The organism is Polaromonas sp. P4_F4 (genome assembly GCF_056401355.1).
Genome location: NZ_JBFUJO010000004.1, coordinates 61874 through 74338, shown reverse-complemented (window position 1 = coordinate 74338; position 12465 = coordinate 61874). Strand labels below are relative to the sequence as shown.

The following is a 12465-nucleotide window of genomic DNA, read 5'->3' as shown; positions in this document are numbered from 1 at the left end:
GTGTTCCTCAAAGGCGATAATAGAGTGAAGCCGTATTTTTTGCATACAAAATTCATTTGTCAACCTAACCAAGGGTAAACGATGGATTTGACAACCACTTTTTTTGCATACAAAATTTAACCATGTCCGCTAATGTCATTCCCATTCCGCGTGCCGCCCTGCATGAGCAGGTGGCCCACCGCCTGCGCGAGATGCTGGTGGAAAACCGCATTCCACCCGGCGCCAAGCTCAACGAGCGGGAGTTGAGCGAAGTACTCAACGTCTCGCGCACACCGCTTCGGGAGGCGATCAAAATGCTGGCCGCCGAAGGGCTGGTCGAGCTGCTTCCCAACCGGGGCGCGATCGCGGTCGAGCTGACCGAAGCCGATGTGATGAATACCTTCGAGGTCATGTCGGGCCTGGAGGCCCAGTCCGGCGAGTTGGCGGCCCAGCGCATCACCGAGTCCGAACTGGCCGAGATCAAGGCCATGCATTACGAGATGCTGGCGGCCTACACGCGCCGCGACCTGCCGGGCTATTACCGGCTCAATGCGGCCATTCACAACGCCATCAACGCCGCGGCCAAAAACCCGGTGCTCACGGCGACCTACAACCAGGTCAACGCCCGCCTGCAGGCGTTGCGCTTCCGCTCCAACCAGGACGGGGAGAAGTGGAAAGATGCCGTGAAAGAGCACGAACTGATGATTGAAGCGCTCAGTGCACGCGACCCGGTTGCCATGCGTGCCGTGCTGGCCAGCCACCTGATCCACAAACAGGATGTGGTGATCGAGCAGCTGCGCGCTGCCAAGACCCATCCTTCCACCGCCAAAGCATGAACGCGCCCCTCCCCCTCAAGATCACGCAGGAAGCCGCTGCCCGGGCCTACGACGACGTGGCGCGCGTCAGCAATGAAGTCGCCGGCCGGCTGGCAGCCCGCCTGGCCGGTGAAACGCGCGGCGAAGTGCTGTTCTCGCCGGCAGACCGGGGCCGCTACGCCACCGACGCCTCCATCTACCAGGTGATGCCGGTCGGTGTGTTTGTGCCGCGTACGGCCGATGATGTGAAAACCGCGCTGGATATTTGCCGCGACCTGCAGGTACCCATCGTGCCCCGCGGCGGCGGCACCAGCCAGTGCGGCCAGACGGTGGGCGCCGGCCTGGTGATCGACTACGCCAAACATATTCGCAGCATCCTGCATGTGGACCCGCAGGCGCGCACCGCCGAGGTTGAGCCCGGCATTGTGCTGGATCACCTCAATGCCGCGCTGAAACAACACGGCCTGTGGTACCCGGTGGATGTGTCCACCAGCGCACAGGCCACGCTGGGCGGCATGGCCGGTAACAACTCCTGCGGCAGCCGCAGCATCGCCTACGGCAACATGGTGCATAACGTGCTGGGCGCAACAGCCTGGCGCTCTGACGGCCGTCTGCTGCAGCTGGGTCGTTACGACAGCGCCAGCGGCGAGGCGCGCGCCCTCGGCGACCATGTCAAGATGCTGTCGGACCAGCTCCGGCCCGAACTGCAGGCGCACTGGCCCAAGGTGCTGCGCCGCGTGGCGGGCTACAACCTGGACATCTTCAACAACCAGAACGAAAAGCCCTACACCCAGGACGGTTCGGTCAACCTGGCCCACCTGCTGGTGGGCAGCGAAGGCACGCTGGCACTCACCCGGTCACTGAAGCTGCGCCTCAGTGAACTGCCGCGCACCAAGGTACTGGGCGTGGTGAACTTTCCCACGTTTTACCAGGCCATGGACTCGGCCCAGCACATCGTCAAATTAGGGGATGGCACGCTGACGGCCGTCGAACTGGTTGACCGCACGATGATCGAGCTGTCGCTGCAAAACCCGGCCTTTGCGCCCACGGTGCGCACCGCGCTGATTGGCCAGCCCGATGCCATCCTGCTGGTCGAGTTTTCTGGCGCCTCCAAAGCCGAACTCACCCCCAAGATCAAGGAACTGGTCGAGCTGATGGGCGACTTGGGCCTGCCCGGTTCGGTGGTGGAAATGATTGACGATGCGCCGCAGAAAAACCTGTGGGAAGTGCGCAAGGCCGGCCTCAACATCATGATGAGCCTCAAGGGCGACGGCAAGCCGGTCAGTTTTATTGAAGACTGCGCCGTGCCGCTAGAGCACCTGGCTGAGTACACCGATGCGCTCACGCAGGTGTTTCGCAAATACGGCAGCAAGGGCACCTGGTACGCGCATGCGTCCGTCGGCACGCTGCATGTGCGGCCCATTCTCGACATGCGCCGGGATGGTGGCGCCAAGATGCGCGCCATTGCCGAAGAAGCCTCTGCCCTGGTGCGCCACTACAAGGGCGCCTACAGCGGCGAGCATGGCGACGGGCTGTGCCGCGGCGAATGGGTGCAGTGGCAGTTCGGCCCCAAGATCAACGAAGCGTTTGCGCAGATCAAGAACTACCTCGACCCGGTGAATCTGCTCAGCCCGGGGCGCATCGTTGCGTCAGCCGGGCATCCACTGCCCAAAATGGACGATACCCGGCTGATGCGCTTTCCGCCGGGGTACAAGGTGATCCCCATCCGGCCCGCGCTGGACTGGAGCGCCTGGGACGTGCAAAACGACCCGGTGACCGAGCAGACCAGCGCCCCCGGCACCGGCGGCGACCCTGCACACGGCTTTGCCAAGGCGGTGGAGATGTGCAACAACAATGGCCACTGCCGCAAGTTTGATGCCGGCACCATGTGCCCGAGCTACCGCGTCACGCGCGACGAAAAACACCTGACGCGTGGGCGGGCCAACACCTTGCGCCTGGCGCTTTCGGGTCAGCTGGAGGGCCTGAAGGCAGAAGACGCTTTCACCAGCGACGCCGTGCACGAAGCCATGGACCTGTGCGTCGGCTGCAAGGGCTGCAAGCGCGACTGCCCAACCGGCGTGGACATGGCCAAAATGAAGGTGGAGTTTTTGCACCACTACAAGGCCAGGCACGGCTACACGCTCAAGGACAAGCTGGTCGCGTATTTGCCCGACTACGCCCACTGGGCCAGCCGCCTTGCGCCGCTGCTCAACCTGCGCGACAGCATTCCGGGTCTGGCGGCCCTGAGTGAAAGGCTGTTGGGCTTGTCTGCCCGGCGCACGCTGCCGCAGTGGAAGACAAAAACCTTCTTCAACTCGGCCCCCGCCAGCGCCACACGCGAAGAGGTGCTGGCCGCCAGCAAACCCGTGGTGCTGTTCGTCGACACCTTCAACGGCTACTTCGAATCCAGAAATGCGGTTTCGGCATTGAAAGTGCTGCAGGCCGCGGGTTATACGGTGCATGTAGCGACAAAAACCAAAGCGGACGGCAAGAGCCTGTGCTGCGGCCGAACCTACCTTGCCAGCGGCATGATCGCGGAAGCCAAGGCCAAGGCGCGCGAACTGACAGACGCGCTGCTGCCTTTCGCCGAAAAGGGAATTGCCATCGTCGGGCTGGAACCCTCCTGCCTGCTGACCCTGCGCGACGAAGCGCTGGTGATGGGACTGCGCAACGCTGCGCAAACCATCAGCCAGCACGCGCTGTTGCTGGAAGAGTTCCTGGCCCGCGAGGCAGCTGCCGGCAAGCTGGAAACCCTGAAGGCCGCGCTCCAGCCGGTCACCCGGCCTATCCTGCTGCACGGCCACTGCCACCAGAAGGCTTTTGGTGCGGTGACTCCCATCATGGATGTGCTCAAGCTGATACCGGGCGCCCAGCCTGAACTGATCGAATCAAGCTGCTGCGGCATGGCCGGCAGCTTCGGCTACGAGGCCAGCCATTACGAGGTGTCCATGCAGATGGCCGAACTCAGCCTGCTGCCGGCCGTGCGCAAGCAGCCGGATGCCATCGTGGTGGCCGACGGCACCAGTTGCCGGCACCAGATCAAGGACGGTGCGCAGCGCGAGGCGATTCATGTCGCCGTGCTGCTGGCGCGGCAGCTGCGGGCCTGAGGCGGGGAAGCACGGGAGCAAGTGACGGCCATGACTGACATCCTGACCATCACCATGAACCCGGCCCTGGACGTCTCCACCTCGACCGACAAGGTCATGGACACGCACAAGCTGCGGTGCGCCGCCGCGCAATTGCATCCTGGCGGCGGCGGGATCAACGTGGCCCGCGTCGTGCAGCGGCTTGGCGGCGACTGCCTCGCGCTCTTTCTGGCGGGGGGCATGAACGGGCAACGGCTGCGGCAACTGCTTGAGCGGGAGCAGGTGCGCAGCCACTGGATACCCATTGCCGGGGAAACCCGCGAGAGCTTTTCCGTCCACGAAACATCCAGCGGGCGGGACTTCCGCTTTGTACTGCCCGGGCCGGCCCTGACGGCGCCGGAGTGGCAAGCCTGCCTGGACTTTGTCAGCAAGCTCGACGTGCCGCCCGCTTATGTGGTGGCGAGCGGCGGCCTGCCCCCAGGGGTGCCTAACGACTTTTATGCCCAACTCACGCGGCTGGCCCGCTCGCGCGGCAGCCGCGTGGTGGTGGACACGTGGGGGCCGGCACTGGCAGCAGTGCTGGCAGAAGGGGTGTACCTGATCAAGCCCAGCCTTCAGGAGCTGCGCGAACTGACCGGCTTGCCGCTGGCAGGCGAGCCGCAGTGGCGCGAGGCGGCCAAGCGGATCATCCTGGCCGGACAGGCGCAGGTCGTAGCGCTGTCGCTGGGCGAGGACGGGGCCTTGCTTGTCACCGCTGACGCGGCGCTGCGGGCACGGGGCGTAGCGGTCAAGGTGGCCAGCACCATCGGCGCCGGCGACAGCTTTGTCGGCGGCCTCGTCTGGACACTGAACCGCGGTGGCGACCTGGCTCAGGCGTTTCGATACGGCATGGCGGCCGGCGCGGCCGCCCTGCTCACGGCGGGAACGGCACTGTGCCAGGCGACGGACGTCGAGCGCCTTAGCAAGGACGTGATCATCGAACCGGTCTAGTCATAACGGAATCAAAAGTAGCAGAATCAGGAAAAGCGCCCGATTCGTAGCCAGGTTCGCGGTACATGGGGACGGCATGGGGACGGGCGCCACGCAGCGCCGCGCCGGCGCGACATGAGCCGCCACCGGCGGCCTGGAGCATGCCATGAGCAAAAAGATATCGTCATTGATGCACCGTGAAGTGTGCCTGGTCGGGCTCGACGACACGGCGCAATCCGTCGAGGCCCAGATGGTGGCCAAGGGCCTGTCATGGGTGCCGGTGGCCAATGCCGACGGCGTGGTCCTGGGCGTCATCAGCAGCGCGGACCTGCTGCGCCTGCATGCCGAAGGCAAGCCCTTCCAGAAAGTCAGCGCCTGGCAGCTCTGCACCTACAAACCGATCACCGTGCGCCCGGACGCCACCCTCAGCGAGGTGGCCAGCTTGATGGTCGCCATGAATATTCACCATGTGGTTGTGGCGGAGGGCACCCATATCAAGGGGGTCGTCTCCTCACTCGACTTCGTGCGCACCTTCGTGTAGTGACAGCAGGGCAACTCCAGGTGGCAGCCTGTGGCACCTGGTGGCGCCGGCTTGCTCGAGGTGACTCCAGGCTTCTTCATAATCACCCCATGAAGTCTTTACCACGCCACCCCGGAAGCAGGCCCCCTGCATTCCGCCAAATCCATGCACTGCTTGTCGCCGCCCTGCTCTGCGGCTGTGCCGCCAAGGCACCCAAGCCACCCAAGCCTGCCCCCGCCTTGCCGGCAGCACCCGCGCCCCACCCGCTCGTAGGAACGTGGACCTGGACATTGCCCGGCAAGCCCTGTACCGAAACCTGGCAGTACGGCGCCAACGGCACCCGGCTGAGTACCAGCGGTGAAGAGGTCACACAGGGCAATTACGAAATACCGCGTGCGCCTGGCCTGCTCGGCTTCTACCGGCTCGCCGAAACAGTCACCGCCAGCAACGGCAAGCGCGACTGCTCGGGCGACCTGCACGAAAGCCCGGAAGGGAGCGTCACGGAGAGCGTTACCCGCTTCATCCAGTTCAACCCCCAGAAGGACCAGTTCATCGTCTGCAAGGCCGAGTCGCTCCAGGCCTGTTTTGGGCCCCTGAAGCGCGTCCCCGACTAAGAGGCTAAGCGGTCGTTATCAGCGACTGCCGTTTTGAATAGCTGAAACCCAGGCTTCTGTCGCCATCCCTAGTTTGTCTGGCCAGGCCTGAGCGTTGACAGCCAAAGCGGCCAGGCACAGCGAGATGGAGGTCAGGATTTTCTTCATGTGATGTCTCTTTATGCAGTGGACGTGAAGGCCGTGAGCGATCGGGAGGCTCAGGCCTTTTGTGCGGATCAGGGCAGATCGACGATCTCGATCCAGTTCGGGTTCTTGCCCACAGCCAAACGATTCGGTGTGCCAAGCGCGCCACTGGCGGCGTCGATGGCGTATACCGACACGCTATGCGACTCTTGCCCAGCAGCCACTAAAAAGCGCCCGGTCGAATCGATGGCGAATCCGCGCGGGGTCTTTTCTGTGGCGGTCTGCCCCAACGGCTGCAGCAGCCCGCTGCTCGGGTCGACACGGAAAGCCGAAATCGTGCTGGAGGTGCGCTCTGAGGCATAGAGGAACTTGCCGTCCGGCGTCAGGTGCATATCTGCAGCCCAGGGCTTGCCGGTGAAGCCACTTGGCAGCGTCGTGGTGCGCTGTAACTCGCGCAGCGTTCCGCGCGCAGCGTCCCACGCGTAAACATACAACGAAGCATCGAGCTCGTTGAGCAGGTAGAGAAAGCGCTGAGCCTTGTCCCAGACAAAGTGGCGCGCACCCGACTTGGGCGCGGCCGAAACCAGTGCCGGGTCATTGGGGGAGAGTTGCCCCTTCGCCGCATCGAAGCGCCAGATCGACAGGTTGTCGCCGCCCAGGCTGCTGGCCAGCACAAACCGGTTGTTCGCATCGGCATGGATGGCGTGGGCATTGGGTGCGGTGGAAAGCAACTGCTGCACAGCGCCCACCACACCATCCTTGCCAATGCTGTTGACCGTGATCTTGTGCCCAGGATAAGACGCTGCAAACAGCCAGCGCCCCGTGGCATCCAGGTCGATGTTGGCCATGCTGTCGGCCAATGGCGCTTCGCCCAGTTTGCGCAGGTGACCATTGGAGGCGTCGATAGCGAAGCTCGCCACCCGGTACGGCTGGGAGCGCAGTGCGGCGTACAAAAACCGCTTGTCCGGGCTCACAACCAATGGCATTACCGTGCCAGCCACCGGCACCGTCTCCACGGGCTTGACCAGCCCTTGGCTTCTGTCCAGCTCCAGTACCGAGATGTCCTGGCTGTCGGCGTTGGACACATAGACAAACGTCGCGGCGTGGGCGCTGCCCATCGCCAACAGCAATGCCGACGTTGCCACCATAAAACGGGCCACTCGGGCGGACCCCATAGGCACATGCATAAACCGTCTCCTTTTTTAGATTGACTTGAAGCAGTCGAAGATTTCCATCGTTATACGTTGTCATACAACGCGTGCATTATCCGCACAAGAAAATCGACATGTCAATCATTCAAACCCTTTATGGGAATGAAGATTAATCGGAGAACTTGCCTTGCATCTGAGGGAGACTAGGGGAGACTGCGGCGCACTGCTGTTGAATGCGTGCATCATCTGATCCAAAAATCATGTCATACGATGACTGATAAACAAACAGAGGGTTTGCACCAGTAACAGGCCTTCGCCAGCGCCCCCCGGGCCCCATCTCCTCGTGGGGCGAGTCAAGCGGTCGTTATCAGCGCCTGCAAAACGCCCGGCTCAAAGTGCTGCTCAATGTAATCGGCGAGGCCGTCAAATACGACATCCAGCGTGGGTACCGTGGCGCCAAAAAGCGCCTGCAGCACGGCTGGATCTTCAAACATGCCATGCAAATACAGGCCCAGCACATTGCCTCTAGTGTTTTGCCAGGCCAGGCCTTCGGCCATCACGCCATGGGCAATGTCCCCCGCCGCCGCCATGGCCGTGTGGGGCGCCGTTTGGCCGTGATGAATTTCGTAGCCCTGCAGGCCCACGCCCGACAAGGCGGCCCAGGCTCCGGCCAGCTCGCCAAACCGGGCATGCCTGCGCTGCACGGTTTTGCCTTCTTCAAACACGGTGACCACCGGCAACAGCCCCAGCCCTGGCGCGTTGCCGTCGATGCCATGCGGGTCAATCAGTGCCTCGCCGAGCATTTGCAGGCCGCCGCAAATGCCCAGCACCGCGCCGCCCTGCCCTGCATGGGCGGCCACCGCGCGGTCCAGCCCCTGCGCGCGCAGCCAGGCCAGGTCGCCGCTGGTGTGCTTGGAGCCGGGCAGGACGATCCAGTCGACGCCGGCCAGCTCGCCCGGGCTGCGCACCCACTTCAGGTGCACGCCCGGTACATTTTTGAGCGGCTGAAATTCGTCGAGGTTGCTGATGCGCGGGTAGGCGATGACGGCGATGGTGGTGGTCACGGCCCCTGCCGCCCGGCTACGGTCGTCAAACACACCGTCTTCTTCGGGCAGGCCATGCTGCCACCACATCGGCAGTGTTGCCACGGTGGGCACGCCGGTCATCTCCTGCAGCATTTGCGGTCCGGGCGCCAGCAGGCTGGCGTCGCCGCGAAACTTGTTGAGCACAAAGCCTTTGATCAGCCGGCGTTCCGCCTCATCGAGCATGGCCCAGGTGCCATACAGGTGGGCAAAGGCGCCGCCGCGGTCGATGTCGGTGACCAGCAGGCAGGCCGCATTGGCATGCTGCGCCGGGCGCATATTGACGATGTCGCTGGATTTGAGGTTGATCTCCGCCGGCGAGCCCGCGCCTTCGATCACCACCACGTCGTTCTCGGCCAGCAGTTCGTCCAGCGCCCGAGCGATGACCGGCCACACCGAAGCGCTGCGGCCGCGCCAGGGCATGCGCGAGAGCCCGGCATCGACCTGCCCCATCAGGATGACCTGGCTTTGCGTGTCTTTTTCGGGCTTGAGCAGCAGCGGGTTCATGCGCACCTCGGGCTCGGCGCGCGCCGCCAGCGCCTGGAAATACTGGGCGCTGCCAATCTCGCCGCCCGCGACAACGCGCGCATTGTTGCTCATGTTCTGCGCCTTGAAAGGCACAACCTTCAACCCCTGCCGCGCGTAGTAACGGCACAGTGCGGTGGTCAGCCAGCTTTTGCCGGCACCGCTGGTGGTACCCAGAACCATGACGCTTCTGGCCAATGTGCCGCTCATGCTGACTTTCATGTGATGTGTTGCCATGCATTGTGCAATGCGTCCTGCGCGGCGGGCGGCTGGACGCTGATGCGCACATGGCCGGGCAAGCCGAAGGAGGTCGTGTCGCGCAGCTTGATGCCCTGGAGGCGCAATGCAGCCAGCACCTGCTGCAACGCGACGCCCGCCGGTAATGCGGGCCGGGCGCAGAAAAAATTGGCATGGCTGGGCAGGCAGGTCCAGCCCAGGGATTCGCACATGGCAATTTGCCGTGCTTTCCACTCGCGCAGGGTCTTCAGGCTGTCCACCAGCCAGTCTTGCACGTCAGGACGCAGCCAGGCGTGCAGCATGGCCACGCCGTGCGCCCCCAGCGGCCACGAAGGACACAGCTGCTCCAGCGCAAGCACCTCCTCCCCCGCATCGACGGGTGCAATGGCGTACGCGGCACGCACGCCCGTCAAGCCCAGCGCTTTGTTCGGTGTCCAGAGTTGCCAAAGTTTTTGCAGTTGCGCATCGGTGAGCGCCAGCGCCCCACTCAGTCGCAAGGGTTCGTAGGCCCGGTCGAGCACACTGATAGCGGGCGAGCCGGCTTCATTGACCAGATCATCCAGACCCGCATGCGCCGCGCCCAGCGGGCTGGATGGGTCGCAACTCCAGCGCAGCTGTGCGTCGGCGACCTGGTCCGCCACTGTCAAGCGATGTGCATGGGCCGCTTGCGCATAGTCGCCATAGCTGTGCGGCGGCAGCCAGACCGAACGCCCGCCCGCCTTCGCCGCCAACGCCACCAAGGCGGTGATGCGGAAAATAAATTCGCTGGCGCTGCCAGCCAGCAATACACGCCGCACTTCCACCCCGTGAAACCCGGCCAGTTGCTGGCGCAGGGCGGTGTAGCTCCCATCAGGGTACTGGCTGGCATCGGCCTGGCTGACAGCGGCTTGCGCCAGAGGGCACGGCCCGCGGGCATTGCTGTTGGTGGAGAAGTCATGAAGCGGCACGCCATACGGGTCGGGGCCACCGTGAATTCGCAGGCTTTGCGGTTGCTGCGTGCTCATCATGAAAAATGCGTGAACGCTATGAATATGATGGCTGTCAGCGCACATAAAACAATAGCCAAAACCACTTTGGATGCGTGTTTTTGCGCAGAAACGGTGTCAGGAGCCTGTGGCGGTTTGCCCTCAGGGTTGAGCGTGTAAACACCGGGTTTGCGCAGGCTGACGCCCAGCGCCAGGGCCATGGCCGCCATCGGCCAGCCGCTATTCGGGGATGGCGTTTTGCGGGCTTCCCGTCGCAAAGTCTGCAAGTTTTTAAAGGACAAGCCACCCGCCACCAGGGCCAGCAGCAAAGCCGTCAGGCGCGCCGGAATCCATGACAACACATCGTCAGCCCGCGCCGCCCATTTGCCGGCCCACTCCCAGTTTTTCCCCTTGTAAATCCCGCGGTAGCCCCACATCGCGTCGGCGGTGTTGGCAAAGCGGTAAATGGCGGCGCCGGGCAAGCCGAACAGCACAAACCAGAAGATGGGAGCCACCACCGAGTCGTTGAGGTTTTCAGCCAGCGATTCGATGGCGCTCTCACGCACTTCGCTTTCATTGAGCAGCACGGTGTTGCGGCTGACCAGCCACGACAACCGTTCGCGTCCTGCTTCCAGCGATTGCTGCAGCGCCGCTTCAACCGCATCGACTTCGGTGCGCAGCATGCGCCAGGCCAGCATGGGCTTGAGCAGCACGGCCATGAACACCGCAGCAATGACCGGATGCAGGCTAAAAACCATCTGCTGCTGGGCAAACCAGGCCAGGCCCCCCACCAAAGCCGCACCCGCCAGCCACGCCAGAGCCCCCGAGCCGAACGCCAGCGAGGGCTGCAAACCAGGCAACAGCTTGCCACACCGCGACAGGTACTTGCCCATGCCCACCACCGGATGCATCCAGGCGGGTGGTTCGCCGAATGCCCTATCCATGAGCAAGGCGAGCAACAACGCTGCCGCCACGAGCAGCGCGCCATCACTCATGGGGTAAAGCCGGCCTGGCCCAGTAGTCTTCAAAAACCATGTCAGCCAGCGGCGCACGGTGCGCCCAGTGTTCAGCCTGCAGCATGGGCTGCTCGTAAAACGCCTGGACAGGGCCCAGGCACAGCACAGCAATGGGTTTGCTGCCCTCGGGCATCTGCAGCAGTTGCGCCAGTTGCTGCGGGGGGAACATCGACACCCACCCCATGCCCAGCCCTTCCGACCGCGCGGCCAGCCAGAGGTTTTGAATGGCGCAGGCGGCGGAGGCCAGGTCCATTTCAGGCAGGGTACGGCGGCCAAAGACATGCTGCTCGCGCCCTGGCGGCAGCGCCACCACCAGCACTTCGGCGGCATCGAGCACGCCCTGCACCTTGAGCTTCATGAACTCGTCTTCACGCTCGCCCAGCGCCCGGGCCGTCAGGATGCGCTCCTCCTCGATCAGCGCATGCACAGCGGCGCGCAGCGGCTGGCTGCGCACGCGGATAAAGCGCCAGGGTTGCATGAAGCCGACGCTGGGCGCATGGTGGGCGGCAGCCAGCAGGCGCTGCAACACCTCATCGGCCACCACCCCGCCGCTGAAATGGCGCATGTCGCGCCGCTCGTAAATGGCGCGGTACACCGCCTGCTGCTCGGGCAGGCTGAAGGCGTGCGCTGCCACAGAAGAAAGTGCTTCAGTCACGAACGCGGCCCCCAGGTAGCGAAGATGCCGGGAAATCGTAGCGAGCAGCCCAAGGTCGTGCCGAGGACCGGAGCCGTACATTCGTACGGCGAGGACCGCAGGTGCGAGATTGGGTTGCGCAGTAGATTTACTGGCATCTTCAGTCTTCGATGCCGCGCTGGGCGGGAATGCCGGCATTGAACGCGTGCTTGACCTTGGTCATCTCGGTCACGGTATCGGCCAGCTCGATGATTTCGGGCGGGCAGCGCCGGCCGGTGATGACCACGTGCACGTCCTTCGGGCGATCGCGCAGCGTCTGCAGCACGTCGTCGAGCGGCATCCAGCCGTAAATCAGCGGGTAGGTGATTTCGTCCAGCACCACCATGAAGTACTCACCGCCCAGGATAGCTGCCTTGGCTTTTTCCCAGCCATCGCGTGCCAGTTGCGCGGAATGTTCCAGGTCCTGGCTTTTCCAGCTAAAGCCGTCGCCCAGCCCTTCGATCGGAATGCCCAGCTGTTCGAACATGCGGTGCTCGCCAAAGCGGGCGCTGGGCACTTTCATGAACTGGAAAATCTTGACGGCCTTGCCATGCACATGGTGGCGCCCGTGTGCGCGCAGGGCCAGGCCAAAGGCAGCGGTGCTTTTTCCTTTGCCGTCGCCGGTATTGACGATGACAAGGCCGCGGCGTTCACCCTCGGGTTTGTCATAGGGCTTGTCGGACGGTGGGGTTTCAATCTGCATGGCAATC

At 63.7% G+C, this 12465-nt stretch carries 12 protein-coding genes; 5 read left to right on the top strand and 7 right to left on the bottom strand.

Annotation, left to right across the window (positions count from 1 at the left end; translation table 11 throughout):
- Positions 1 to 122: 122 nt before the first annotated feature.
- The 5 genes from AC1DUR_RS06085 to AC1DUR_RS06065 all read left to right on the top strand — a co-directional run bounded on the left by AC1DUR_RS06085 (position 123) and on the right by AC1DUR_RS06065 (position 5983).
- Positions 123 to 815 carry a GntR family transcriptional regulator gene (locus AC1DUR_RS06085; protein ID WP_477720363.1) on the top strand — a complete coding sequence of 231 codons (693 nt, stop codon included), beginning with the start codon at positions 123 to 125 and terminating at the stop codon, positions 813 to 815.
- Positions 812 to 3901 (top strand): FAD-binding and (Fe-S)-binding domain-containing protein, encoded by a 3090-nt coding sequence (locus AC1DUR_RS06080; protein ID WP_477720364.1) that lies wholly within the window; start codon positions 812 to 814, stop codon positions 3899 to 3901. The genes AC1DUR_RS06085 and AC1DUR_RS06080 overlap by 4 nt, the downstream gene beginning before the upstream one ends.
- A 30-nt stretch (positions 3902 to 3931) precedes the next feature.
- Positions 3932 to 4870 carry a 1-phosphofructokinase family hexose kinase gene (locus AC1DUR_RS06075; RefSeq protein ID WP_477720365.1) on the top strand — a complete coding sequence of 313 codons (939 nt, stop codon included), beginning with the start codon at positions 3932 to 3934 and terminating at the stop codon, positions 4868 to 4870.
- Between the two features lie 145 nt (positions 4871 to 5015).
- Positions 5016 to 5390: a CBS domain-containing protein gene (locus AC1DUR_RS06070; protein ID WP_011483672.1), complete on the top strand. Its 375-nt coding sequence runs from the start codon at positions 5016 to 5018 to the stop codon at positions 5388 to 5390.
- Positions 5391 to 5479: 89 nt separating this feature from the next.
- Entirely contained in the window at positions 5480 to 5983 is a 504-nt protein-coding gene (locus AC1DUR_RS06065; protein ID WP_477720366.1) for a hypothetical protein, read from the top strand.
- 18 nt (positions 5984 to 6001) lie between these two features.
- Here AC1DUR_RS06065 and AC1DUR_RS06060 read toward each other — a convergent pair whose 3' ends face one another.
- The 7 genes from AC1DUR_RS06060 to cobO all read right to left on the bottom strand — a co-directional run bounded on the left by AC1DUR_RS06060 (position 6002) and on the right by cobO (position 12458).
- Positions 6002 to 6130 (bottom strand): hypothetical protein, encoded by a 129-nt coding sequence (locus AC1DUR_RS06060; protein WP_477720367.1) that lies wholly within the window; start codon positions 6128 to 6130, stop codon positions 6002 to 6004.
- A 68-nt stretch (positions 6131 to 6198) separates the two neighbouring features.
- Positions 6199 to 7254, bottom strand: a complete 1056-nt coding sequence (locus tag AC1DUR_RS06055; protein WP_477720431.1) for a lactonase family protein — start codon at positions 7252 to 7254, stop codon at positions 6199 to 6201.
- A gap of 356 nt (positions 7255 to 7610) precedes the next feature.
- A complete protein-coding gene (locus tag AC1DUR_RS06050; RefSeq protein WP_477720368.1) occupies positions 7611 to 9074 on the bottom strand; it encodes a cobyric acid synthase in 1464 nt (487 codons plus the stop codon).
- Positions 9075 to 9082: 8 nt separating this feature from the next.
- Positions 9083 to 10105 (bottom strand): aminotransferase class I/II-fold pyridoxal phosphate-dependent enzyme, encoded by a 1023-nt coding sequence (locus AC1DUR_RS06045; protein WP_477720432.1) that lies wholly within the window; start codon positions 10103 to 10105, stop codon positions 9083 to 9085.
- Positions 10105 to 11061, bottom strand: a complete 957-nt coding sequence (cbiB, locus tag AC1DUR_RS06040; protein WP_477720369.1) for an adenosylcobinamide-phosphate synthase CbiB — start codon at positions 11059 to 11061, stop codon at positions 10105 to 10107. Before cbiB ends, AC1DUR_RS06045 begins: the two co-directional genes overlap by 1 nt.
- A complete protein-coding gene (gene bluB, locus AC1DUR_RS06035) occupies positions 11054 to 11737 on the bottom strand; it encodes a 5,6-dimethylbenzimidazole synthase (protein WP_477720370.1) in 684 nt (227 codons plus the stop codon). The genes cbiB and bluB overlap by 8 nt, the downstream gene beginning before the upstream one ends.
- Before the next feature lie 139 nt (positions 11738 to 11876).
- Positions 11877 to 12458 (bottom strand): cob(I)yrinic acid a,c-diamide adenosyltransferase, encoded by a 582-nt coding sequence (cobO, locus tag AC1DUR_RS06030; RefSeq protein WP_477721486.1) that lies wholly within the window; start codon positions 12456 to 12458, stop codon positions 11877 to 11879.
- Positions 12459 to 12465: the final 7 nt, after the last annotated feature.